Annotated in this window: 24 protein-coding genes; 3 read left to right on the top strand and 21 right to left on the bottom strand. The window is 42.8% G+C overall.

Translation table 11 applies throughout. The features are described from left to right. Positions 1-10: 10 nt before the first annotated feature. The 12 genes from DESDI_RS03500 to DESDI_RS17220 all read right to left on the bottom strand — a co-directional run bounded on the left by DESDI_RS03500 (position 11) and on the right by DESDI_RS17220 (position 14,772). On the bottom strand, positions 11-2,344 hold the full coding sequence (locus tag DESDI_RS03500; protein ID WP_015261258.1) for a 3-hydroxyacyl-CoA dehydrogenase/enoyl-CoA hydratase family protein: 2,334 nt from the start codon (positions 2,342-2,344) through the stop codon (positions 11-13). 29 nt (positions 2,345-2,373) lie between these two features. Next, positions 2,374-3,669: an acetyl-CoA hydrolase/transferase family protein gene (locus DESDI_RS03495; RefSeq protein WP_015261257.1), complete on the bottom strand. Its 1,296-nt coding sequence runs from the start codon at positions 3,667-3,669 to the stop codon at positions 2,374-2,376. Positions 3,670-3,764: 95 nt separating this feature from the next. Further along, positions 3,765-5,033 carry a 2-hydroxyacyl-CoA dehydratase family protein gene (locus DESDI_RS03490; protein WP_015261256.1) on the bottom strand — a complete coding sequence of 423 codons (1,269 nt, stop codon included), beginning with the start codon at positions 5,031-5,033 and terminating at the stop codon, positions 3,765-3,767. Then, positions 5,034-6,179 carry a 2-hydroxyacyl-CoA dehydratase subunit D gene (locus tag DESDI_RS03485; protein ID WP_156801103.1) on the bottom strand — a complete coding sequence of 382 codons (1,146 nt, stop codon included), beginning with the start codon at positions 6,177-6,179 and terminating at the stop codon, positions 5,034-5,036. A 197-nt stretch (positions 6,180-6,376) separates the two neighbouring features. After that, entirely contained in the window at positions 6,377-7,141 is a 765-nt protein-coding gene (locus DESDI_RS03480) for an ATP-binding protein (protein ID WP_015261254.1), read from the bottom strand. Positions 7,142-7,211: 70 nt separating this feature from the next. Then, entirely contained in the window at positions 7,212-8,498 is a 1,287-nt protein-coding gene (locus tag DESDI_RS03475; RefSeq protein WP_015261253.1) for a 2-hydroxyacyl-CoA dehydratase family protein, read from the bottom strand. Beyond that, positions 8,498-9,643, bottom strand: a complete 1,146-nt coding sequence (locus tag DESDI_RS03470; protein WP_015261252.1) for a 2-hydroxyacyl-CoA dehydratase subunit D — start codon at positions 9,641-9,643, stop codon at positions 8,498-8,500. Before DESDI_RS03470 ends, DESDI_RS03475 begins: the two co-directional genes overlap by 1 nt. Positions 9,644-9,660: 17 nt before the next feature. Then, positions 9,661-10,443, bottom strand: coding sequence for an enoyl-CoA hydratase/isomerase family protein (locus DESDI_RS03465; protein ID WP_051015654.1), 783 nt, complete (start codon positions 10,441-10,443; stop codon positions 9,661-9,663). A 37-nt stretch (positions 10,444-10,480) separates the two neighbouring features. Further along, entirely contained in the window at positions 10,481-10,765 is a 285-nt protein-coding gene (locus DESDI_RS03460; RefSeq protein ID WP_015261250.1) for a hypothetical protein, read from the bottom strand. Further along, positions 10,762-11,670 carry a benzoyl-CoA reductase, bzd-type, subunit Q gene (gene bzdQ, locus DESDI_RS03455; RefSeq protein ID WP_015261249.1) on the bottom strand — a complete coding sequence of 303 codons (909 nt, stop codon included), beginning with the start codon at positions 11,668-11,670 and terminating at the stop codon, positions 10,762-10,764. Before bzdQ ends, DESDI_RS03460 begins: the two co-directional genes overlap by 4 nt. Before the next feature lie 2 nt (positions 11,671-11,672). Further along, positions 11,673-12,455, bottom strand: coding sequence for an acyl-CoA dehydratase activase (locus DESDI_RS03450; RefSeq protein WP_015261248.1), 783 nt, complete (start codon positions 12,453-12,455; stop codon positions 11,673-11,675). Positions 12,456-12,807: 352 nt separating this feature from the next. Next, the gene (locus DESDI_RS17220) at positions 12,808-14,772 is read right to left on the bottom strand and encodes a sigma-54 interaction domain-containing protein (protein WP_015261247.1); all 1,965 of its coding nucleotides are present in this window, start codon (positions 14,770-14,772) and stop codon (positions 12,808-12,810) included. A gap of 534 nt (positions 14,773-15,306) precedes the next feature. On the opposite strand from DESDI_RS17220, the gene tnpA reads away from it, so the two are divergent. The 3 genes from tnpA (at position 15,307) to tnpC (ending at position 17,650) form a co-directional block, all read left to right on the top strand. After that, complete coding sequence (gene tnpA / locus DESDI_RS03440) at positions 15,307-15,672, top strand: IS66 family insertion sequence element accessory protein TnpA (protein WP_015261246.1); 366 nt, start codon at positions 15,307-15,309, stop codon at positions 15,670-15,672. After that, positions 15,662-16,024: an IS66 family insertion sequence element accessory protein TnpB gene (gene tnpB, locus DESDI_RS03435; RefSeq protein WP_015261245.1), complete on the top strand. Its 363-nt coding sequence runs from the start codon at positions 15,662-15,664 to the stop codon at positions 16,022-16,024. The genes tnpA and tnpB overlap by 11 nt, the downstream gene beginning before the upstream one ends. Positions 16,025-16,114: 90 nt before the next feature. Next, positions 16,115-17,650, top strand: a complete 1,536-nt coding sequence (gene tnpC / locus DESDI_RS03430) for an IS66 family transposase (RefSeq protein WP_015261244.1) — start codon at positions 16,115-16,117, stop codon at positions 17,648-17,650. 366 nt (positions 17,651-18,016) lie between these two features. On the opposite strand, the gene DESDI_RS03425 is transcribed toward tnpC, so the two are convergent. From DESDI_RS03425 to DESDI_RS03390, 9 genes are all read right to left on the bottom strand, one after another. Continuing rightward, a complete protein-coding gene (locus DESDI_RS03425) occupies positions 18,017-18,814 on the bottom strand; it encodes a hypothetical protein (protein WP_015261243.1) in 798 nt (265 codons plus the stop codon). Positions 18,815-19,042: 228 nt separating this feature from the next. After that, complete coding sequence (locus DESDI_RS03420) at positions 19,043-19,573, bottom strand: GNAT family N-acetyltransferase (protein ID WP_015261242.1); 531 nt, start codon at positions 19,571-19,573, stop codon at positions 19,043-19,045. A 91-nt stretch (positions 19,574-19,664) separates the two neighbouring features. Beyond that, a complete protein-coding gene (locus DESDI_RS17795) occupies positions 19,665-19,835 on the bottom strand; it encodes a hypothetical protein (protein WP_015261241.1) in 171 nt (56 codons plus the stop codon). A gap of 173 nt (positions 19,836-20,008) precedes the next feature. Further along, on the bottom strand, positions 20,009-20,827 hold the full coding sequence (locus DESDI_RS03415; RefSeq protein WP_015261240.1) for a cell division protein: 819 nt from the start codon (positions 20,825-20,827) through the stop codon (positions 20,009-20,011). A 185-nt stretch (positions 20,828-21,012) separates the two neighbouring features. Beyond that, complete coding sequence (locus DESDI_RS03410) at positions 21,013-21,399, bottom strand: hypothetical protein (RefSeq protein WP_015261239.1); 387 nt, start codon at positions 21,397-21,399, stop codon at positions 21,013-21,015. Positions 21,400-21,501: 102 nt separating this feature from the next. Next, entirely contained in the window at positions 21,502-21,960 is a 459-nt protein-coding gene (locus DESDI_RS03405; protein ID WP_015261238.1) for a hypothetical protein, read from the bottom strand. 141 nt (positions 21,961-22,101) lie between these two features. Continuing rightward, positions 22,102-22,575, bottom strand: coding sequence for a GNAT family N-acetyltransferase (locus DESDI_RS03400; protein ID WP_242825435.1), 474 nt, complete (start codon positions 22,573-22,575; stop codon positions 22,102-22,104). A 184-nt stretch (positions 22,576-22,759) separates the two neighbouring features. Beyond that, positions 22,760-23,221, bottom strand: a complete 462-nt coding sequence (locus DESDI_RS03395; RefSeq protein ID WP_015261236.1) for a hypothetical protein — start codon at positions 23,219-23,221, stop codon at positions 22,760-22,762. A gap of 83 nt (positions 23,222-23,304) precedes the next feature. After that, a complete protein-coding gene (locus DESDI_RS03390) occupies positions 23,305-23,772 on the bottom strand; it encodes a hypothetical protein (RefSeq protein ID WP_015261235.1) in 468 nt (155 codons plus the stop codon). Positions 23,773-23,868 lie beyond the last annotated feature (96 nt).

Raw genomic sequence — 23,868 nt, 5'->3', positions numbered from 1 at the left:
CTTGCCTCCTTTAATTTCTAAGCGGCTTGCCATTGTTAAGCATGTACTCAATTCTTTCCTGGGTTTTCTCTTCCCCGCAGAGGCTGACAAAGGCTTCTCTCTCTAAATCCAAGATGTATTGCTCATCAGCTAAAGTTCCATTTACCGCGTTTCCGCCAGTGAGAATGAATGCTATCTTTTTGGCGATATGCATGTCGTACTCCGACATATAACCGCCCCCACGCATACCCTCAATTTCACTAAAGAAAACAGCTCTTCCATAGTCCCCAAGCAGCAGCACCTTGGATGGCTTAGGTGGCAGATAACCTTTACTTGCGAGCTCAATTACGCTTTTCTTTGCTTCGTCAATCAACGCATCAGGGTTCAAAATAATTCTGGTTTCTTGGCGCAAAAATCCCTTATCCACTGCGTCAAAAGCGTTAGCGGATACAGAGCCGGTCACAATACCGCGCCATGCACTCCTAAGTACCGGGAGTAGGGATTTGCTAGTTGCTCCTCCGGCTCGTTCAGCAGAGCGTAAAAGACATTCCTTACAACCCCCTCCGCTCGGTACCAAACCTACCCCGACTTCGACAAGGCCCATGTAAAGCTCGGCATGGGGAACAGCATATGAAGAATGAAGCACGCATTCCGCTCCGCCGCCAACAGTCATTCCGTAGGGGGCTGCGACCACTGGTTTTGGTGCGTATTTCAAAGCCATATTAACGGACTGCAACACCTTAACATGTTCGGAAATCGAATCCCATTTTCTCTCTTTAGCCAGTGTGGCAATCCCAACTAGATTGGCGCCTGCGGAAAAATTCTTACTCCTGTTGCCAATAACCAGTCCAATCCAGTCTTTCTTCAATTCTTCGGTGGCAGTGCGCAGCATCTCCATTGTCTTATCCGAAATCGAATTGCCCTTGGAGTGGAATTCCAGGCAAAGCACGCCATCGCCAATATCGCGTAAGGTTGCATCTTCGTTGGCGGCTACAGGGGGAGCGCCTTGATTACTAAGATTAATGTAAGCGAAATCTATGCCGGTATCCTTGTTATAAAAACACCCGCCATTGTCCTTTAGATGCTGCTCCACCCAAGCAGGGACACTCTCCCCCTCATCCTTCATACGCGCAATAGAACGTTGCGGGTCAATGGCATCCCAAATCTGGAAGGGACCTTTTTCCCAGTTATATCCCCACTTCATTGCCTTATCAATCATCTTAAAGTCTTCTGTGATTTCAGGCACCTTTGCAGAGCTGTACAGAAGGAGGGCTTTAGTATGATCCCATATGAATTTGTTTTCGGGTGCCTCTCCATAAACTATGGCCGCGAATTTGTTATCACTGGCCAGTGCTTTCTTAACGGCCTCGGGAACGGTAGGAAGATAGGGCTTATATTCCTTTTCCTTATAGTCCCAATACATGGATTCCTTTTTAGAAATTCGTTTATAAAAGCCATGTTTTGTCTTATTTCCAAGTGCTCCGGCCTTGACCAGCTCATGCACAAACCCCGGATGGGTAAAGAGCTCCTTTTCTTTGGGGTCGTCCATGCTATTAATGACATTTCCTGCTACATTTGTGAAAACATCAATGCCGACTAGGTCAGCTGTTCCGAAAGTAGCGCTTTTAGCTTTTCCCATAACCTCTCCGGTCAGCTGATCAACCAAGGGAATTGTAAAATCATAGCGTATCATCAGGCGCAGAACTTCTGCACTGGACATACTGGCAATACGGTTACCAATAAAGTTCGGGGTGTCTTTGGCAAAGACTACACCTTTACCCAGGGTATTTCTGGCTAGGTTCACAATGCATTCCTTAACTTCAGGCAGGGTATCCTCAAGGACAATCATCTCAAACAGCCGCATAAAACGGGGGGGATTAAAGAAGTGGGTACCGAGGAAATGCTGGCGGAATTCCTTAGGCATATCCTTGGTGATTTCTCTGATAGAGACGCCTGAAGTGTTAGTTGAGACGATACTTCCAGGTCTGCGGTGTTTTTCGACCTCTTTCATAACCTGTTTCTTAATATCCAGACGCTCTACAACCACTTCGATGATCCAGTCGCAATCGGAAATCATGTCCATATTGTCGGTCATGTTTCCAGTATTAATTAGAGCCGCGCTTTCCTTTTTGTAAAGCATCATGGTCTTCGGGTTCAAAATTCGTTCCAAGGCAGCAATTGCGAATTTGTTGCGGAATTGGGGGCTTTCCTTTGTGAGACCTTTCCCTTTTTCTTCTTCAGTTAGCTCATTAGGAACCACGTCAAGCAGCACAACCCTTATGCCGACACTGGCCAGCAAGCCGGCGATGCCGCTGCCCATGACGCCTGCGCCCAAAACTGCAGCCTTTTGCACATAGTATGACATATATTTCCATCCTTTCGCCTTCTGTTTTTTTACAGGATATATTTTGCTGCTTTAGCCTGCGCAGTCAGTTCTTCCCTGAAATCCGGGTGAGCAATTGCTATAAGGCGTTTTGCACGTTCTCTGACACTCTGGGTATAGAGATCAGCTATACCGTATTCCGTAACGATATTCATTACGTCCGACCTTTGAACCGTAACCGGTGTAGCAGGCGGAAAGGAGAAGACGATATTGGATGTAAGCTTACCATCCACTTCGCTTGTAGATGGCAGACAGATAAAGCTTTGACCGCCTTTTGCTTGAGTTGCACCTCTGACATAAACTGACGAACCGCCCATTCCGGCAACAACTCTTGTCCCTACGGCTTCAGATGCGACCTGACCGGTCAAATCAACCATTAAGCAGGTATTGATCGACACAAAGTCATCATTTTTTGCAATCTCGTTAACTTGAGCGGTCTTATTGGTTTGACGGAGATAAATCTGTTCATTATTAGCGCACCAATCATATAGTTCATTACTTCCGTAAACAAATCCGGCTATGGCTTTACTGTTCGGGTCAACAGCACCTACCTCTATGAGGCGCCTCATGGATTCTGAGATCATTTCCGTATAGATTCTAAGGTTTTTCCTTTTCTGTAAGCCATAACTTACAGCATTGGCCAAACCGCCAATACCCACTTGGATTGTTGAGCCGTCCCTTACCAGAGGGATGATGTAGTCAGCGATTTTTTGATCAAGCTCGGTTATTTCTGACTCCGGGACTGAGAAAATGGGATAATCGGCTTCAATGATGCAATCCACTTGACTTACATGTATTTTTACGTCTTCCCCTTTGATCTTAGGCATATTTCTGTTGACCTGAACAATGATTTGCTCGGCACCATCTGCTACGGCGCCATTGACGCTGGAGGCATGGGGGCCAAAGTACATATACCCTTCCTCGTCCATTGTAGATACTCCGGCAATTAGTTTCTTAACTTTGCGAACTTTTTTGAGAAAATGAAGGGTTTTAGAGAAATCCACAGATGAATGTTCCATGAGTCCATAAGGTGCTACAGCCCTTTCTACCGGCGGCATTACAAAGTAAGTACAATATTCCAGGTGGCCGAGATATTTAGGGTCTGTGAGAAAGGGCATAGGCTTGGTCATGAAGATTCCGGTTAGGCGAACATTATCCAATTCCTCGTATCGATCGACTATAGCGTTGAGGATATCAATAGGGATTCCTGTGAAAGGCGCAACGTAGACACGATCACCGGATTTAATCAATTTTGCTGCTTCAGCAGCGGTGGTGAGTTTAGATTGGTATACACTTTTAACGTCCACTTTTATATCCCCTTTCAAAATTAAATATTAATTCAGATTGGATTAATACCATCTGATTAACACCACGGACTTAACCCCTTTAATAAAGTAGGATGTTAGGCACTTTGGTTTTCAATCAGGGTATCCATGTATTCTCCGATTACCGATTCAATTTCTTCGGTACTCTTATAGCGGCTATCGATGGCATCCACATCTAAAGTCAGAGTAGGTATTCCGTATTTATCCATAACCATATCTTTGATAATTTTTCCAGCAGCCCAGGTATGCTTACAGCCCACATGTCCTACATACATAGCCACATTGATGTCATAGTCTGCCATGCACTGATCCACAAGATTCATATAGTCTTCAACAGGCCCGGATGACCCGTGGATCATGGGCAAAGCAAGTGCCTTTTTTGCCAAAGTCATAAACACATGGTCAGGATCCTTAAAATCCTTAAACAAGGGAGTCTCTTGATATCCGAAGGCTTCCATTACAATAGCCGCTCCGTATTTTTTCTCCAGCCAAGCTAGGACTTTGATATTGGACCACAGCATGTTCTGCATCCACAGAACTCGGAATTTCTCTTCCTTAGTGGAGCCTAGACCCTTATCCACAATGTATTTCCCAACCTTATATTGGGCTTCCAAGCACTTCAGCATATCTGGGCTCCCTGCCATGGCCGGAATGAGTTGATTTAAGAATAAGAGGGACCCTGGGAGCGGACAAGGTTTATTTTTACGCAAGTCGGCAATTTTCTTCATTAAAATATTGGTCTTATTAGAGATCTCCATGACTTCTTCGAGCTTATCCCAATCTAGTTTATTCCCAGTCACATGTTCTAAAAAACTAACGATTTCCTTGTTTTGTTCGGCTATATACCGATAACCCTGTTCGTCCTTGCGGTAAGGGATATCCATACAATAACTGGGAACACCGATATATTGATCAATATACGGATAAGAAACCCTAGATGAATCGCAGGGTACCGTTGAATATATAAAGGCATCCGGCTTATCCGCTATATCGCCGCTAATGACTGCACCAAGGGCAACTTTGTCAATCCCGCACATGCTGGAAGTTACATGCTTTTCGGCTATGTCAACATATTTGGCGGCAAGGTCCGATTCAGTGGCACAGCGAGTTGAAATGATATCGAGAATTAAAGGTACTCCGTCAAAGGCATAAATCAATTCCATGGGAGCGCAAGCACCCATATAAATCAGTTTCTTTCCTTCGTCATGGGCCGTATTGACTGCATTCCAATAGGCCTTTTGCACATCAAACATCCACAGGTTTTGTGGGTATTTCTCTCCAACATGCTTAACTGCCGTATCCGCAGAGTCAGAAATATTCTTTATGAGGTCAACTTTTTCAGCCATTTACATTTTCCCTCCCTCAATCATCTCAATAAATGCCTCCGCTCTAACAGCCAACTGTCCTGCGTTAGTCAAGATTTCCTCACGTTCTACGGTGAGCAATGGAATATTTGCTTCTTTAATCTTCTCTTCAAAGAAGACATTTTCCCCACCCCAGATCTCGCAATACTTCATTCTCGTATACACAATCCCATCAATGCGGAAATCTTTTGCCATTTGGAACATGAAATCATGAATCTCATTATGCAAATTGCACATCCGCGGGCAGGTCGGCCGGCTCAGATATGCTTTGGCTAGGGATGTCAGGGCATCGCCATCCATCTCGACGGGCTCCCAAAGATATCTGCTCCCGTAGCATGTGGTATCAGCCACGATCAGCCCACCCTTGTCTTCAATGACCTTCAGGTATTCCGGATCATCCAGAGCACTGCCTATGATCATTAGGCGGGCACGGGACTCTTTAAGAGGTTCCCTCTTTCCTGCCTCCGCAAGAAAATCTTTCAACATTCGATTGTAATCTTCTTTGGGCATGGACATGGCGGCTAGGGTTATGTTTAGAGCTTCTCTGCCGCTGATGACCGGGTTATCACTCTTGCGCAGGTCATATAGTTCTCTAATCAGCCGGCGAGTTTCATTGTACAAGGCAATGGATTCCAGCAGTTTTTCGTCGGTAATAACCGTGCCTGCAAATTCTTCAATTCCTTTTTTGAGTTCAGTGAGTTCTTCAATATAAAAAGGCAGGGTAATATCTTTAATCAATCGTGGGGCGCCGATCATTCTTAGAAAATAATCCTTCCCACTCATCTTTTCCTTGCCTGCGTATTTCCAGTTGTCATAAATCCGTCCGGCCATCAGACACCCGTCGGTAGCTACTAAACCGTCGAGATAATCATAGGTGCCATTCATCAGAAACTCTAAACAGGAGCGGGCATAGCTGCAACTGAAAGGAGACATCCAGGCTTCTGCGTTACTGTTATCGGTACAGCCTGTGGCCCGGACACGAATCGGAAGTAGGCCAGCAGCGTGGAGGATCTCCTCCGGCACATAACAGCAGATTGTGCCTATGACTTTTTTCCCTTCCTGCTTCCAGGCTTCAATGTAAGGATTATTTATGCCAATTCCATCGATTAATGAATTTCCTTTACTCATGCTCATCATCTTCTCCTTTGACTCATTATTTAAACACTTGGTCACTTGCCCTTCTTACTTCGTCATCCATGGGGTCGTTATCACTTTCATTTGTATAGACTATAGCCATAGAGACTTCATCTCTCGACATGACATTCCCGCATTAGCAATTGTGGTCTCAAATGATGCAGATGATTGTGAGACTTTTGTCTAATTCTTTACATGCTTTCTGAAAGAATCTTCTCAAGGATCGTGCGAACAGCTCTGGGACAGGGGGAATCTGGAGCGAGTTCCAGCAAAGACCTTCCCGCGCGGTCAAATTCGTTAATGGATTTATCTTCAGGAAGCCAGCCAAAAACTTCTAACCCGATCTTATCAAGCATTTCCTGTGCCGGTTTGTCTTCCCGAACCCGATTGAGAACAAGACCCGCTTTTTTGACACGAACTTCACTGTCGTAGCCCTCGGCTACCTTGATGATACTTGCGGCGGTTTCAAGACTTCTCAGGGACATATCGGCAACAACCAGCAAGACATCGATACTTTTGAGCACTCTACGGTTCAATTGTTCCGGTCCGGCCTCGCCATCTATAACCGCGATATCATAATCAGAAATTAGTGTATCTATTCCGTAACGCAACAGGTCATTGACCGCGCAAAAGCACCCAGGTTCTTCGGGCCGTCCCATTGCCAGCAAATCAAACCCTTCTCCATGGGACAGAATTTTGCGCATAACTGTTTTCGTAGGGCCGCTTTCCAAGAGCATTTTTTTTGCTTGTTGAGAGCCAATGAGTTCCTTGCGGATATCACTAACTGTTTTTTCGACTTTGATTCCTAAGGTATAAGGAAGGCTCATGGCGGAATCCGCATCAATAGCGAGAACTTTATCAAACCGTTCTGCTAGTTGCTTTATTAAAAGGGTGGCGATCGCCGTTTTCCCTGTACCTCCTTTGCCGGTAATGGCAATAGTTTTTATCGCTTGCATTAGGATCATCTCACTTTCCATTGGCTCAAGCCAGTCGTTAGATTATAGTATCGGGGCATCCTCGTTCGTGTTAGTTGCCTTTTTTTCCTTGGTTTTCAATAAGAGTATCCATGTATTCTTCAATGATAGCTTTGATCTCTTCGGTCTTCTTATAGCGGCCATCTATGGCATCCACATCCAAGTTCAAGGTCGGCATTCCATATTTCTCCTGAACCATATCAGCGATGATCTTCCCTGCCGCCCAAGTATGCTTACAGCCAACATGCCCGACAAACATTGACACATTTATGTTATACTCCTCTATAATGTTGTCGACCATGTTAACATAGTCTTCGACGGGTCCAGCGGCGCCATGGATCATCGGCAAAGCCAAGCCTTTCTTAGCTAGGGTTATGAACACATCTTCTTGATCATAGTAATCCTTGAACAATGCCGTCTCTTGATAGCCGAAACCGTCCATGACTAGAACAGCGCCATATTTCTTCTCCATCCAGTCCAAAATACCAGTATTAGACCAGAGCATGTTTTGCAGCCAGGTAACCCTGAACTTCTCTTCTTTAACCGCGCCCAGTCCTTTAGCAACCATGTATTTGCCCAGGGCATATTGAGCCTCTAAGTACTTAAGCATGTCAGGGGATCCAACCATTGTCGGAATCATTTCGTTTAAGACAAGCAGTTTACCTGGGAGAGGACAGGGGGTATTTTTGCGTAAATCGGCGATTTTCTTCATTAAGATATTGGTTTTGTTGGAGATCTCCATGACTTCAGCAAACTTATCCCAATCCAGCTTTTTCCCAGTTATGCGCTCTAAAAAGACCACGATTTCTTTGTATTGCTCGGCCATATACCGATAGCTTCTCTCATCTTTGCGATATGGAACATCCATGCAATAGCTGGGAACCCCAAGATGTTCAGCGATGTAAGGATAGGCCACCCTTGATGAGTCACAGGGTACAGAAGTATAGACAAAAGCATCTGGCTTCTCGGGCATATCACCGGATAGAATCGCGCCGAGATCAACTTTATCAATGGCACACATACTGGAACATACATGCTTCTCAGCAATATCGATGTATTTTCCAGCCAGTTCGGGCTGGGAAGCAATACGTGTGGGAATCATATCCAAGAGAAAGGGTACAGTGTCGAAGGCATAGAACAATTCTACAGGCGCACAGGCTCCGCCATAAATAACTTTTTTGCCATTCGCTTTAGCTTCAGCCACACTTTTCCAGTAAGCTTGCTGAATATCAACTGTCCACATCATATTAGGAGCCTTTTGTTGCATATAATTAGAAATTGAATCCACAGTATCTGCAATATTTTGTATAAGATTGAAATTTTCCTTATTTTCGCTCATTACATTTTCCCTCCCTCAATCATCTCAATAAATGCCTCCGCTCTAACAGCCAACTGTCCTGCGTTAGTCAAGATTTCCTCACGTTCTACGGTGAGCAATGGAATATTTGCTTCTTTAATCTTCTCTTCAAAGAAGACATTTTCCCCACCCCAAATCTCGCAATACTTCATTCTCGTATACACAATCCCGTCAATGCGGAAGTCTTTTGCCATTTGCAACATGAAATCATGAATCTCATTATGCAAATTGCACATCCGCGGGCAGGTCGGCCGGCTCAGATATGCTTTGGCTAGGGATGTCAGGGCATCGCCATCCATCTCGACGGGCTCCCAAAGATATCTGCTCCCGTAGCATGTGGTATCAGCCACGATCAGCCCACCCTTGTCTTCAATGACCTTCAGGTATTCCGGATCATCCAGAGCACTGCCTATGATCATTAGGCGGGCACGGGACTCTTTAAGAGGTTCCCTCTTCCCTGCCTCCGCAAGAAAATCTTTCAACATTGGATTGTAATCTTCTTTGGGCATGGACATGGCGGCTAGGGTTATGTTTAGCGCTTCTCTGCCGCTGATGACCGGGTTATCACTCTTGCGCAGGTCATATAGTTCTCTAATCAGCCGGCGAGTTTCATTGTACAAGGCAATGGATTCCTGCAGTTTTTCGTCGGTAATAACCGTGCCTGTAAATTCTTCAATTCCTTTTTTAAGTTCAGTGAGTTCCTCAATATAAAAAGGCAGGGTAATATCTTTAATCAACCGTGGGGCGCCGATCATTCTTAGAAAATAATCCTTCCCACTCATCTTTTCCTTGCCAGCGTATTTCCAGTTGTCATAAATCCGTCCGGCCATCAGACACCCGTCGGTAGCTACTAAACCGTCGAGATAATCATAGGTGCCATTCATCAGAAACTCTAAACAGGAGCGGGCATAGCTGCAACTGAAAGGAGACATCCAGGCTTCTGCGTTACTGTTATCGGTACAGCCTGTGGCCCGGACACGAATCGGAAGCAGGCCAGCAGCGTGGAGGATCTCCTCCGGCACATAACAGCAGATTGTGCCTATGACTTTTTTCCCTTCCTGCTTCCAGGCCTCAATGTATGGATTATTTATGCCAATTCCATCGACTAATGTATTTTCTTTGCTCATCTTCTTCTCCTTTGTTATTATTTAAAATTAGGTTTACGTTTGTTCATAAAAGCACTTATACCTTCTTTACAGTCCTCTGATTGCATACATACTCCCTGTGTCATACCTTCGATTTCAATGAGTTCATCCACGCCCATATCAAGGCTTTGATGCAGCAACGCTTTACTTGAGGCCATGGAAAGTGCAGGCTTACTCGCCAAAAGTTGACCCATCTTATTCACAGCTTCTTCAAATTTGTCCTGCTCGACAACTTTGTTGACCAAACCCATCTCGTAAGCCTCTTGAGCGTCAATGTTTCGGCCGGTAAAGACAAGCTCTTTGGCTTTTTGCATTCCAATCAGCCGCGGGAGAAAATAGAGTTGGCCAACATCAGGAATAAGCCCAATATTAACAAAAGCTGCACCAAAGTAAGCTTTCTCAGAAGATATGACGATATCACTTAGCAAAGCCAAGGACAACCCAGCACCAACCGCATAGCCATTCACGGCAGCGATAATTGGTTTTGGCAATTTTGTAAAAGCTGCAACTAAAGAACGTCCTTCTTCCCGGACAGCATGGATGCTTTGCTCCAAGGTCAGCTTCGGGAAGATGGTAACATCGCCACCTGCGCAAAATGCTTTGCCGACACCGGTCAAAATAACTGCCTTGACATTATCGTCATGTTCTATTACGTCCATAATGGCTACCAATTCCTCGGACATCCGAGCATCCAGCGCATTCATTTTTTCCGGAACATTCATTGTGATTTTGGCGACACGATTATCGACCTCACATTGAATGCATTTGTATTCCATTTCCATACACATAATAAGCCCCTACCTTTCGACAAATAATCTATTACCAGAAATGTCTAATGGCCCTTAAATCACAGACCTTTTCACAGGGAAGCAAATCCGAATAGTTACGTAAGGGCTTGCACTCGGTACAGATGGATTTAAGCCGATTGCATGTATCCCTCTTAACTACCGCAACTTCATCGTCCCAATCATCGATCTCCATTTCGAATACTTTAGCATGGCACCCATCAATGCATCCTCTTACTTGGCAAGTTTTGCATTTGGCCGTATCAATCGTAAGGTAATATTCTCCGGAACCGTCATTAAAACCATAATTGGCTATCATGACGTCCTCTCCAAACGAATCATCTCATTTAACTTCTTTTTCTCCTGGAGTTCTTTTGCGATGAGCGCTCCACCCAGTGCACCGGCAATCTGAGTATCGAATGAGGGCCTAAGGGCCTCCAATCCCAACAGTCTTTCGATCCTGCGAGTGACTCCGATATTTTTGGCAATGCCGCCGGTAATAGCAAACTCTTTTTCAACTCCATTGTGTTCCAGCAGCCGCACTACCCGCAAGGCCATAGCATGGCAGTAGGCAGCCAGAACCTTTTCTCTCGTCCAGCCTGCACGCATAAGATTTGTGGCCTCTGTCTTGGCAAAAATCACACATACACTGGAAACTGGCGCCGGTTCTTCATCAATCATGAAGGACATCTCGCCGATATCCTCCACGTGTACAGAGAGTAAATTAGCAATGACCTCCATGCCCCGCCCCGTTCCAGCCGCGCATTTGTCGTTCATCATAAAGGAAGTGACCATACCCTTTTCGTCACAATGAATAGCCTTGCAGTCCTGTCCACCCATATCCAACAGAGTGCGGAGAGTGGGGCCGTATATATAATTAGCCCCCCGGGCATGACAGGTTATCTCCGTGACGGTTTTGGTGGCAAAGGGAACGTTTACTCGCCCATACCCGGTACCTACGGTATAATGCAGGTCCTCCAAGGTCAATCCTGTTCCCTCCATAGCCCAATCAATGGCCTGAATCGCAGAGTCCGGACTATTTGACCCGGTACGGATATTTGAGTATGCATACATCTGACCGTCGGCCATGATGACCGCCTGAGTACTGGTGGAGCCGATATCCACCCCGGCGGTAATCAAACAACCATGCCAGTCGGGAATTTCAGGGTTTTTCCAGCTAGATTCTTGCCACCTCCAATAATCGCTGTTTTTTACCTTGTTCATTACTACACCTCCTTTTGTTCATACTCAGTCGCGTAGGATGCAGCACCAATGCTACTTATATAGTCTGTTTCTTCGGAGACAAAAACCTCCTTACCCAACTCCCTCTGCATGCAATATACCAAGCCTTCATTGTGCCCCGGGCCACCAATCAATTGGATGCCCTCGACGACTCCCACACGACGAATCAAGGAAACCACACGACTGGCGATACCGACGTGAATGCCATAAGCGATATCTTCTATAGTCTCCTGTTGATGAATAAGCGATATGACCTCCGACTCAGCAAAGACCACGCACTGGGCGTTCATAGGTACTTCTTTACTATGACGCAGGGAGTAGGCCCCCATCTCTTCGATGTTAATTTGTAGGGTACGGGCCATAGCCTCGATAAAGGTGCCAGCTCCTGAGGCGCATTTATCATTAACCTCATAATTTTTGACCTTTCCGTCCGGGGTCAGCCGAATAGCTCGGCAACCTTCCGCTCCTAAATCGATGACTAGATTCGCATCAGGATTTAAGAAGCGTGCACCTCTGGCTGCTGACCCCACCTCATTGATCCTTCCATCGGCGAAAACCACCATGTTTCTCCCCGCTCCGGTTGCCCATACTGCACTTATCTCCTCCCTTTGTACACCTGCACTGGCAAGCGCAATACCAAATATTTTCTCAGCTGCCAATTTGGCATCAAATTCTGTCATACCTGATGCTCTCCCAATAATTTTTCCATCTTTTAAGACAACTGCCCTAGTATTTTGGTTTCCACTGTCTAAACCAACGGTAATCATATGTCCACCTCCTGTTGCTCTTATTTCCAAGCAATAAGCAAGTCTACAACATATATAAAGCAATTTTCATGCCAAGTCCTTGTTGGCTCAAGACAACAAAACCTCATTGGAATATCCCCATGGTAATAGCAATCAAAAAAGCCACTCTTCACAGTGTTCTGAGTCGTTACTCATACTGGGAAGAATGGCCTTTTGGGTCTTATTATTAATCTTTTTATTTATTTCATATATGCTAATGCCCTAAAGCAAAATCAATCTATTCCTATCATATTGCGTCATACCGCGCCATGTCACGCCATACCACTTCATATCATGTCATATCATGTCAAAGCAAACCATTGAGAATATTTCCCTAGCAAAACATTCCATATTTTTTTAATCTCCGGTAAAAAGTACTAAGTGGCATGTTCAAATAAGAGGCTGCCTTTGTTTTATTGTTATTGCATAGTTTCAGGGCATAGGAAAACTCTCTGCGCTCATCATAGATATACTCGTCTTCGCTCTGCATGCGTTCCTTTGCTATAGTATAATCTTCTCTATTTCGGGCTTGCTGCTCAAAATCACCAAGATAGCGGCGGATTTCGGAGTCATCGATTACCGACGTGGCCGTTGTATTGATGATTCCTTCTAAGAGATTTCTAAGCTCGCGCACATTACCTGGCCACGGGTATTGGTTCAAAAACTCCAATGCGTTTTTAGAGAGAGTGACCGTTGGTTTATTCAGCCGCGCACATATTTGTTTAATAAAAAAATTTATAAACAATCGCATATCACTACCGCGATGCCGCAAGGGGGGAATTAGTATGCGTACGACACCGAGACGATAAAACAAATCTCCCCGAAATTGACCATTGGCGACTTTTTCCTTAAGATTCTTATTGGACGCTGCAATAATTCGCACATTCACATTGACAATCGTGTTGCCACCCACCTTGCGGAAACAACCTTCCTCAAGTACCCGGAGCAAAACAGCTTGCAGATCCATTGGCATGTCCCCAATTTCATCAAGGAACAGCGTACCTTGGTTGGCGAGTTCAAATTTCCCCATTTGCCCTTCTTTTCTTGACCCTGTGAAAGCACCAGCTTCATAACCAAACAATTCGCTGGAAATCAGTTCTTTTGAAAATGCAGCACAGTTAATCGCAACAAAAGGTTTGCCTTTACGCCTGCTACTGTTGTGGATTGCTTGAGCCAAAACATCTTTACCGACCCCGCTTTCGCCTAAAAGCAGGATATTGCTGTCTGTGAGCGAAGCGTTTTTGGCTTGGTGGACTACATCCAGCATAGGTTTACTTTCGCCGATAATATCCTCGAATCCATATCGGGCTATGTTACCGCCATATTGGGCAACTAGCTTTTTGATGTGTTTGATGGAATGCATATACAGAAATATGCCGTTCATATGGAATATGGTTTCCTTATAGGCCGATGTGCTGAGACTAACTTCGGTCTTCCTGCCCTTAACCATTAAGGAAATCCTCATATCTCGGACTTTTGTCTTATTATTGACTATGGACCAAAATTGTTCATTTTCCTCAGTCATATCAATAATTGTCTCGAGCTTATCATAAAAATAATCCTTTTGGACAAGGCCAAGAAGTTTAATTGTTTCATCATTAGTAATTAAAACACGATTTTGGCCAGTGGACTGGTCAAGGCATATTATACCAATGTTTTCTGTTACATTGCTGTATAGGCCAATCATATTAAACCAAAACATTTGCAGCTCAACTTCTCGTGCGACCATAAAGGAGAGGGGGCGAAGATAGGTGACTTGAGTACGTAGGGGTGCGGCCAAGACTACACTTCCCAATAGTTCACCGTTTTCGAGTTTAATAGGCGAATAAGCAAAGATTCCATTGGTCAAAAAACGAGAGTAATTTTCTGAGCCAATCAATGTTACAGTGCCTTCAAGGCGCATACCCAATGAGACAACATTGGCCCCAATGGCCTGTTCCGTCCAACGGGTTCCAATTTTAATCTGATTTACCTCTGCCCAGGCCCGGAACACTTCTTGACCGTAGATCTGTAGTAGGCAGCCTGTATTGTCGAATAACAATACGCCACTTTCAGGGACTTGAATCTTTGTTAGTGGGAAAGAGATGATACTGCTGGTATAGATGCAAATCCGTTTATTTGCCTGTTTGATTCTGGCAAATTCCTTCGGGGGAATTTCTTCTGGAAGTGCATTAATATAATCAACTTTATAGTTTAGGCTCCTCTCCCAGCTCTCTCGAACAAGTGTTTCCAATTCCTTCAGCATAGTTGCATCGGTATGCATTTGCATCCACCTGTCCAGGTCGTTTTTCTGTTTCATTAAAGCATCTTCTCCTCCGAATAATGTTATATTTATCAGCAACGCATTATTCAAATGGCACTTTAATCAAGTTGTTCGAAGTCTAATTTACTCTGATTTCTTAAAATTCTGCAAATTCCTCATAAGCTATTGCTATCTAATTGGGAAATGTATGCTTATCTATTTCTACGTTACCGTACATTTCCCTTTTGTTTGTTTATTCTTGGAGCAAGAAAAACTCTCGTACACGCTTTAACTTCCTTAAAACTCGTCGGGGTCACAATTGTTCACATTCATTCTCTAAGTTGCGAGAATCCTCTACTATCCGGCGCCATACGCCCCAAGTCTCAGAAGCCGCCACGGAAGGCGGCTCCCATAACTCCAAAACCTTACAAGCTTTATTCTCCAATTTCAAATAGCTTTTATACGACTCTGACAGTAAGCGCCTAATAAGGTAGTGTATAGCCCCATCTCGGAAACTATGAGACAATCCTCGTAAATTGAAGTTTTTAGAGTTTTTCAAGTAGACTTGAAAAACTTCAAAGGAGGATTAAAGTGGATACTCAGAAAGTCACACAAAACTATCGATTGAAGAAATGGACTCGACTTATTAGTGAATGTCGCAGCAGTGGGCAAACAGTCTCCGCATGGTGTGCTGAACATAATATTCATCCAAGTAGTTACTTCTATTGGTTGAGACGAGTCCGCACTGCCGCCTGTGAGGCTCTTCCGGCACTTCAAAACGAAAACAATTCTATCGTACCCGTATCCTTTTCACTTCCCCAGGTCAGTTCTCCGGCGACAGATTCCTTGTCACCAGCGATCGTGGTTCGCTTAGATTCCGCAAGTCTAGAAATTCATAACACTGCCTCGTTGAACTTAATCGAGAATACTCTTAGAGCACTTCAACATGTTCGGTGACATCTCTAAGGCCGAGAAAATCTACCTCGCCTGCGGGTATACCGACATGCGTAAGTCCATAGACGGACTGGCAGCCCTAGTTCAGCAAAACTTTCAGCTCAACCCCTTTCAAAATAGTTTGTTTCTCTTTTGTGGCCGTCGGCATGATCGACTGAAGGCACTCTATTGGGAAGGGGATGGCTTTGTTCTTCTGTATAAGCGACTTGAAAAGAGCAAATTCCAATGGCCCAAGAATGCTGAAGCAGTTCGCGGGATTACCCGCCAGGAATTCCGCTGGCTTATGGAAGGGCTGTCTATTGATCAGCCTAAGGCCGTGAAAAAGTGGGATTCCACAGGCTGCTTTTCGGTATAAAGAAATGGCCCAAACCTGCATGGTTACTGGACTTTATGGCGTTTTCATGCTATACTAAATGCAGTGAGAAACGCAAAGGATTTAGGGCTGATGAGTGAAGTAAAATCGGTAAAAACTCTTGAAAACCGCATCACCGAACTAGAGAAGGAAAACAAACTTCTTCATGAAACCGTTCATCATCTGACCCGTAAACTCTTTGGTCGAAGCTCTGAGAAGACATCCGTCCTTTCTGTGGGACAGATGTCTCTTTTTGATGAAGCAGAAACGGAATCTAATCCTAAGGCTGTGGAACCGGACCTTAAGCAAGTCGAGGGGTACCAGAGAAAGAAATTCGACGGTCAGCGTAAGGAACTTTTGAAAGACCTTCCCCATGAAAAGCGGTTCTGTACTCTCTTAGAAGATGACCGGTCCTGCGAAGAGTGTCAGACGACACTGGTCTCTGTGGGAGAAGAGTTCGTGAGAACCGAAATTGAATTCATCCCTGCAAAAGTAAGAGTAATCGATATTTACCGCGAAACCTTCGAGTGCCGTAGCTGCCGTAAGAATAACTTGCCCTATATGGAGAAAGCACCTGTACCTTCGCCAGTCATTCAACACTCCATGGCATCTCCCTCCACAGTAGCTTGGGTGATGCATCAGAAGTTTGTCAACGCGCTTCCTCTGTACCGTCAGGAAAAGGAGTGGAAGACGCTGGGCGTTGAATTAAGCCGTGCCACCATGGCCAATTGGATCATGGTCGCAGCCCGAGATTGGCTGACCCCGCTTTTGCAACGGATGCATCAGAAGCTCTTGGAGGAAAACTTCCTGCATGCTGACGAAACTCCGGTTCAAGTCCTCAACGAAGAGGGCCGAAAGAATACCACGGATTCTTACATGTGGGTTTACAGTACGAGCAAACACTGTAAGCATCCCATCCGGATCTTCGAGTACCAACCAGGCAGAAGTGGTAAATATCCTCAGAAATTCCTGAAAGGATTTAAGGGATACCTCCACTCGGATGCCTACTCAGGCTACCAAAAGGTGGAGGGAATCACGCGATGCCTGTGCTGGGCTCATGTTCGAAGGAATTTCGTTGATGCCCTGCCGAAGGATATCCATAGCCCGGAAGCCACTTTGGTAAGCGATGGAGTTCGATTCTGTAATGAGCTCTTTGAGATAGAGAAGACTCTTGAAGGGTGTTCAAGGGAAGAGCGACAATCCGAGCGTCTGAAACAGGAGCAACCTGTTTTGGAGGCCTTTTGGGCATGGGTAGATTACAATAAGAAAAAGGTTCTCCCTAAATCTAAACTGGGGCAAGCTCTTAATTACGCCATAAACCATAAACAGGAATTGATCAATTATCTGTTGGATGGAAACTGCTCCATCTCGAACAACTTAGCTGAAAACAGCATCCGCCCCTTTACGATCGGACGAAAGAACTGGCTGTTTAGTGGAAGCCCGAAAGGAGCAACTGCTAGCGCTGCCGTTTACAGCATGATTGAAGCGGCTAAGGCCAATGGCCTGAATCCCTATAAATATCTTTGTTTCATCTTTAAAGAGTTGCCCGGGGTGCAGTTCGGTCAATACCCAGAATTTCTTGAAGATTATCTGCCGTGGAGTCCAGATGTACAGGCTGTCTGCAAATAGGGTAAAAACTTAGTTTATACTGGTTTTTACCCTTTTTCTATACACCGACTTGTTTGACGCTTACCTCTGACACGCCTATTTTGTATAACGTCATATCATAATAAACTACGCAATAACCTTATTAGCTAGATTCTCAACCTTATAAGAGCTTCGGTATGAAAACCATAATGATATATGTCACTAGGGCAATAGAAATAGAAATATACTGCCGTTTAGTTATTACCTTCTGGTACCCTTTGAAAAACTCGCTTCCTTGTTGTTTGTGCAGCATAAAGTTACCATAGTCCCCGACACGTCATACTACATTCATCTATTCTCGGTTTTGGGAAATGCCTGTTATCCGTCGTTCGCCGTTCCCTTGAATATCTACTTTAAGTCTAAAAGGCCATAACCCCAGGGTTTACCATACAATTCCGTACTGTACTTTGTGTTAAGAACCTTAACCTTGGACTTATCTAGGAGAAACTCTCCATAATCATCCCATGAATTACTGATATCCATACTTAATTGAACACCATCTGAATCAGGTAGCTTATCGGTTATTACTTTAGAAAATTGACCTTTCATTCTACTAATTGTCATTGCCTGAGCAGATTTATCTATTCGTTGATTTAGATAATCTTCTTCTGATTCAAATCCATATTGCTTATAAATATCAGTAATAGATTTAGTTATTTCATTTTGTTTCCTTAATACTTCTTCATCATCGTTTAATACTTCATTGGACACCTTATTACTTTCTACTAATATCTGTTTGGCCTCATCAACGGAAACCTCGTACCCTTGTTTCACTGCCTCTTGGTAATAAATCTCTTCCCTTAGCAGAATATTAAACGCTTCATTACTACTAAGCAATTTTGATGTTGCTCTTTCCGTTGACTCTATATATCTTATTTGTTCCGAATTGAATTCATCTTCCGTGATATTTAACGATTGAATCAAGGCTTCTTTTGGTGTTAAACTATTTGCTTCAAGCGATCTAATCTTTTCCCCAATCGCTATGACCATCTTTCTTTCAGCTATTTCTTTTTCGATTTCTTGTTCATTTATGATTACTCCATTAACTAATGCAACAGCATCTTCTGGATATTTCTTCTCAGCACATCCTACTAAACCAGATAGGGCTAGTATTAAAACAATAACCGTAATCATTTTTACCTTCATATCCTTAATCCCTCCAAGACACCAAATCCAAAACCTCAACTCAAAATCAGACCTCAAATTCATCTCCGAAATACGAATGACAGATAACGTCCTGCGGGTTCCCGCCGCACCCTAACCATATTCATCATCCTTCAAGTGACGGGAACTGGCTGTTATATAAAGCCGCGCGCCCCAGACTCAGAGGGCGACAGGACGTCGGCCCCTTGTATTTGCCTATAGTCTTACGAATCATTCAAAGAATTCTTGGGGATATACGACCGTTCCTATAACCTCAGCAAGACTACCGGTTTCGAGTTCCAATGCCATAAACGATTCATCAGGCACATCAAAAGGGGCCTTAATATTCCATCTGCTCGCTGGCCTAAATCCAAATCGAGGATAATACTTTTCATGTCCAAGAACAATGACTGACTTGAAACCCAATTCCTTAGCAATTCTCAGCCCTTCATTGATCATCTTACTTCCAATACCTTTATTCTGATACTCTGGCAAAACAGAGACAGGAGCTAGTGCTAATGTTTCATACTCCCTTTCATCATTCTCGATGATTAGCTTAGTAAGCATGATATGCCCGATAAACTCCCCGTCAACCTCACCTATAAGAGATAGCTCTGGAACGAAAACTTTACTATTTCTCAATCTACTTACCAAGAACTGCTCCTTTTGGTCACTGTATTCAGCATCTTTGAATGCTTTCTTAACGATATCCTCTGTTGTTTGATAATCTCTTTTTGTTTCTTGCCTTATGGTAATCTTCATTCAACGTATCCTTTCCCTATCGATTGACTCCAAACTTTTCGCAAAATAAACGAAGGTAAGCCGGTTAAAGTAGCTACTGCGTAACAGAACCCTATCTGTCCTTCAATTTTTCCTGAATATCCATAAGTTTTTCGTCAATTCTGTTGATCTTTCTAATCATCCATACCACAAATGTGATCAAAGCAGCAGGTACTAAAATAAAGGGTATTAAAACACTAATAGTTGCAACCGTGGGAGAAATAACTGCTGGGAAAATAAGCATTTTATTACCTCCTTCTATAACTATAACGGACATCGTTTCACCTTTATTTCTGTGTTTGCTTCACTTAATTCTGCATGTGCGAAAATACGTTGTTCAAGTTTCTCTCGTCTAAATCCCGCCATGGGCGGCGGCCCCTTGAGCCTCCGTATCTTTTAGTTACGCAATTCAAGAAATTACGAATTAGGTTCAGCATTGATAAGCCAAGCAATAGCAACAAAATAACCGATTATCGGAGAAGTTCCATATCCCATTATTGGAACTGGAAAATTACCAAATAGTGTGGAAATCAAAATAATTGCGAAGTATAATCCAAGACATTTTGCGGGCAACTTAGCATTTTTCGGTGGAAATAAGAAAAATGGCAATGGCAGTATTACAAGAGACGTGATTCCAAAAACAAACCATACAACACCCATATTGGCTACCATTTTAACTATTTCTTCAACATAAGGTACTGGGGGCAGATTATCTAAGTACAGCCACGAAAGGATTATAATTAGAGAAAATAAAAACGAAACACTTAAGCGATAACGACTTTTACTTGCCTTATTAAATAAAATAATGGCCATCGGAATTATAAAAGCAGTAGATTGAGAAGCGTCAGGTTGTAAAGCTAGTAGTAGGGACACTCCCATTGTAATTATAGTCGGAATCCACCAGTTGAACCTTTTTGTAATTTTCCATAACCCAATAATCAAGATAGGTAATACTATGCTTGCTATGTAGAATCTTATGGGGCCAATAGATACCCATCTGTGGACACCTTCTAAACCTAAGTCGAAAAAAGCAAACAATAAGAGCAGTATAACGAATGGGATACTAAAAATACTGCCTATGATTTTAGTTTTTCGTGATATAAGATCCGAAAGTATCACCGCTATCAATGAAGCAAAGATATTTTGACTCCAAATAATCGTTGAAACTCCATTCATATACATTGCTAACGACCCAATAATAATTGCCGGAAGGGGTATAAGATATAATCTTTTCAATTTAAACTCCTTTATATATGGATTCTAATACGCAACAATTTTATAACTCATTTTTGCTCCCCCAACACAAATCATCTGTAGCTCTTTAATCCTACTAATACGAAATAGACATAAAGATATTCCCGAAGAAAACCCGCGCAAGAATGCGAGGTCTTTTGCTTACGCAGCGTCTTATTACATTGCATCTATTCTAAGTTGTGGGACTCGCTCAATGCCTTCATTAACAATGGCGAAGCTATATAGAGTGCTTTAATATTATTGCTTAGCATCGTATGCTGCCAAGTACCTTGCGCTAATTTTTCGTTTGCCTTTTCAGATTTGCTAATCAGAGAAGCTATTGGTGCAAGCGCGTTTTCTAAATCCTCTTTTGTATAATAATCCATAACATCACTCTCTGCTAATTCTTTTGATATCAATGACGAAGCTATATTTAGCGCTTTTAGCCTGTTCTTCTGTAAAGTATGCTGAGAAGTGCCTTGTACAAATTTTTCTTTTGTATTCTTAGTCTTGCTTATCATTAAAGTTATGGCTCGAAGTGCTTCCTCCATATCTTTCTTTGTAAAATCATCCATAAACTCACCCCCTCACAAACATGAATAATCCGCGCCAAGGACGGCGGCCCTTGAGCCTCCGCATATTTTTAGTACTCAATATAAGAATCATGTGTCTTAACACTATTTGCTAATCAACTTGTTTATGCTAGATTTTTGTAGTTTTTTGCCTAGTAATATTCTGATATTAAATCCTGATTTCCCATAGCTTAACCTATACCAATAATAGTTTATATACTCAACTATTCCGAATAGAAATAATCCAATACCAATTAATAAATCATTATCTTTGCTACTAATAATAGACATTAAGATAGTTATCACTACTATCAAAATCATGTTTAAATGCCTTAAAACCCTAAGAATTTTTATAGCATAAAGACTAGTACTCTCTTTTCTAATCAACAATATATATCTATAAGACCAATACAAACTTCCTTGTAACAATATAATTATGAGATATGAAAATCCTATTAAACTAGCCATTCCTAGATTTAGTGTTCTAAATACAAAAATAAATGCACATAGGGCTGCAAATTCACCTATTGCTAGGTTTAATAACCGTTTTTCTATCTTATTCAATTTATCACCTCTACAAACCTTATTACATAGTGCGCACCAGCAACCACACTCCGTAATACGCGCATAGACGCGCTGCGTCCCAACACATGCATCATTCTCTAATTGCGGGACTCCTCCGTTAGCTGAAGTGGCCGGTTCGCCTTACTCAAATATCATATTTATAACTAATTCCCCTGTTTCCTGCTGAACTTCCTCCCCTAGATATGTGAATCCGCTTTTGATATAAAATCTTTTCGCATCAATATTCTTATTGTATACACCAACGTTTAAATGTTCCTTTTCTTGTTTTGCCAGTTCGGTTAGTTTTGTACCGACTCCTTTTCCTTGCTTTGTTGGTATAACGAATAATGCTCCAATAAAATTTTCAAGTAATGATATAAAGCCAATCAAATTACCACTTTCCTCGGCAACCCATGTCTCAGCTGCTGGTAGATACTTATTTCTTAACTCACTCTTGTATGAATCCCACACTTCCTTGGAAATAAACGAGTGGGCTAGTACACTTACGTTGTACCAGATCTCAATTATTTCTTCAGTATCAAGATACTCGAATTTCCTAATTATCATCCCTGTCCTCCCAATAGACATATTAGAAACAGATGCAAGCCATTTCATATAACGTCTCGAGGAGTCCCGCAGCGTCCCAACAGGGCTGGCGCAAGACTTGCTTCTTTCATGCCACCTAAATTGCAAGTCTTGTGACAGAGGATATATAGTGCGGCTTACCCCATATACCCTTTTATCCGCACCCTCGCGGGAATCCTCGTGTTATGTGTAGTGGCAACTCCCTTAAATGCTTCTAATTAAACAAGTCACCGCCTGACTGTCCAAAATGATTTGAATCTTTCACTTCGTTGATATAACCCTCTATTTCATATTGAAGTCGATTTTGGTCCACTTTTTCACTATCGAAAACATTAGGAATAAATACACTCAAAGCAATTTCTTCACCAGGACGAATATCTAACTTATTCCCTTCCGCTTGAACTTTGGCTTGATTAGCCATATACCCACTGCTTCCATTATTCACCGGGTAACTAATATACACGGTATTTTGTTTAATTGTAAACGAGCTGCCATTTTTCAGTTTAATCGCATAGTTGATTCCCTCTGGCAGTTCACTTTTGGAGACAACCTCTAATTTTATCTTATCCATTTCTTCTGGAAGTTGGTTACTATTAATATTTGAACAACCAATTATCACTGTACTCAAACCAATAATTAAAGTCATAAGGACTAAGGTTATTTTTCTCTTCCTCATGATAGACCTCCTTACAAATGCACTCCAAATACAACCTCACTCATCTTTGGTTATTCGATTAAGACCATTTATAGTACGAGGACTTACTTAATAGAATAATGTTTTTGTACAGATGGCAGCATTGTTACACCTTGAATCATTAATCCTAGAAAAATATACCCCACGTGAACTAAGGCTATTCCTTTTATAAAGAAGAGTTCTACTGTTATCCAGACGATCAATGCAAATCCTATATAAAGGGAATAAGCCCACGACCAATGCATTTTGGTAAAGATGTTTAATCTATTTGCTAAATTCCAATCCCACCTTTTCACAAGGGCAAACGATATAATCAAAGGGAAAACTCCTAAAATGATAAATAGTATCATGCCTGGGATCAGGAAATTATCAAAAGGCGAATGCTCAAGTATACTAATTGGCATTTTGATGATACCCCCACTGGGATCAAGGATTAGTACAAATCCTCCGAAAACTGCACCCATGCCTAATATTAAGTGCAAAAGAATAAGAAACTTGCAACTTAAGGGTCTCTTATTTGAAAGACTCCCCATAATCATACCTCTTTCTGTCGTTTCGTTAAAACTATCTAATTATACTCACGAAACATTCTCCGCACTGTCATATAACGTTTCGCAGGTTCACGCTGC

Origin of the sequence: Desulfitobacterium dichloroeliminans LMG P-21439, from assembly GCF_000243135.2 — a bacterium.
Classification (GTDB): domain Bacteria; phylum Bacillota; class Desulfitobacteriia; order Desulfitobacteriales; family Desulfitobacteriaceae; genus Desulfitobacterium; species Desulfitobacterium dichloroeliminans.
Note: the sequence above shows the minus strand (reverse complement) of the source record. Positions and strands in the feature narration are given on the sequence as shown.

What these genes read in the sequence shown, in the direction of transcription:
- tnpC (WP_015261244.1), top strand. Translation starts at nt 16,115, where the DNA reads ATGAGTGAAGTAAAATCGGTAAAAACTCTTGAAAACCGCATCACCGAA.
- DESDI_RS03500 (WP_015261258.1), bottom strand. Translation starts at nt 2,344, where the DNA reads ATGTCATACTATGTGCAAAAGGCTGCAGTTTTGGGCGCAGGCGTCATG.
- DESDI_RS03480 (WP_015261254.1), bottom strand. Translation starts at nt 7,141, where the DNA reads ATGCAAGCGATAAAAACTATTGCCATTACCGGCAAAGGAGGTACAGGG.
- tnpB (WP_015261245.1), top strand. Translation starts at nt 15,662, where the DNA reads ATGTTCGGTGACATCTCTAAGGCCGAGAAAATCTACCTCGCCTGCGGG.
- DESDI_RS03475 (WP_015261253.1), bottom strand. Translation starts at nt 8,498, where the DNA reads ATGAGCGAAAATAAGGAAAATTTCAATCTTATACAAAATATTGCAGAT.
- DESDI_RS03425 (WP_015261243.1), bottom strand. Translation starts at nt 18,814, where the DNA reads ATGAAGGTAAAAATGATTACGGTTATTGTTTTAATACTAGCCCTATCT.
- DESDI_RS03400 (WP_242825435.1), bottom strand. Translation starts at nt 22,575, where the DNA reads ATGAAATGGCTTGCATCTGTTTCTAATATGTCTATTGGGAGGACAGGG.
- DESDI_RS03450 (WP_015261248.1), bottom strand. Translation starts at nt 12,455, where the DNA reads ATGATTACCGTTGGTTTAGACAGTGGAAACCAAAATACTAGGGCAGTT.
- DESDI_RS03395 (WP_015261236.1), bottom strand. Translation starts at nt 23,221, where the DNA reads ATGAGGAAGAGAAAAATAACCTTAGTCCTTATGACTTTAATTATTGGT.
- DESDI_RS17795 (WP_015261241.1), bottom strand. Translation starts at nt 19,835, where the DNA reads ATGCTTATTTTCCCAGCAGTTATTTCTCCCACGGTTGCAACTATTAGT.
- bzdQ (WP_015261249.1), bottom strand. Translation starts at nt 11,670, where the DNA reads ATGAACAAGGTAAAAAACAGCGATTATTGGAGGTGGCAAGAATCTAGC.
- DESDI_RS03465 (WP_051015654.1), bottom strand. Translation starts at nt 10,443, where the DNA reads ATGGAAATGGAATACAAATGCATTCAATGTGAGGTCGATAATCGTGTC.
- DESDI_RS03420 (WP_015261242.1), bottom strand. Translation starts at nt 19,573, where the DNA reads ATGAAGATTACCATAAGGCAAGAAACAAAAAGAGATTATCAAACAACA.
- DESDI_RS17220 (WP_015261247.1), bottom strand. Translation starts at nt 14,772, where the DNA reads ATGAAACAGAAAAACGACCTGGACAGGTGGATGCAAATGCATACCGAT.
- DESDI_RS03485 (WP_156801103.1), bottom strand. Translation starts at nt 6,179, where the DNA reads ATGAGTAAAGGAAATTCATTAATCGATGGAATTGGCATAAATAATCCT.
- DESDI_RS03410 (WP_015261239.1), bottom strand. Translation starts at nt 21,399, where the DNA reads ATGGATGATTTTACAAAGAAAGATATGGAGGAAGCACTTCGAGCCATA.
- DESDI_RS03460 (WP_015261250.1), bottom strand. Translation starts at nt 10,765, where the DNA reads ATGATAGCCAATTATGGTTTTAATGACGGTTCCGGAGAATATTACCTT.
- DESDI_RS03490 (WP_015261256.1), bottom strand. Translation starts at nt 5,033, where the DNA reads ATGGCTGAAAAAGTTGACCTCATAAAGAATATTTCTGACTCTGCGGAT.
- DESDI_RS03470 (WP_015261252.1), bottom strand. Translation starts at nt 9,643, where the DNA reads ATGAGCAAAGAAAATACATTAGTCGATGGAATTGGCATAAATAATCCA.
- DESDI_RS03390 (WP_015261235.1), bottom strand. Translation starts at nt 23,772, where the DNA reads ATGGGGAGTCTTTCAAATAAGAGACCCTTAAGTTGCAAGTTTCTTATT.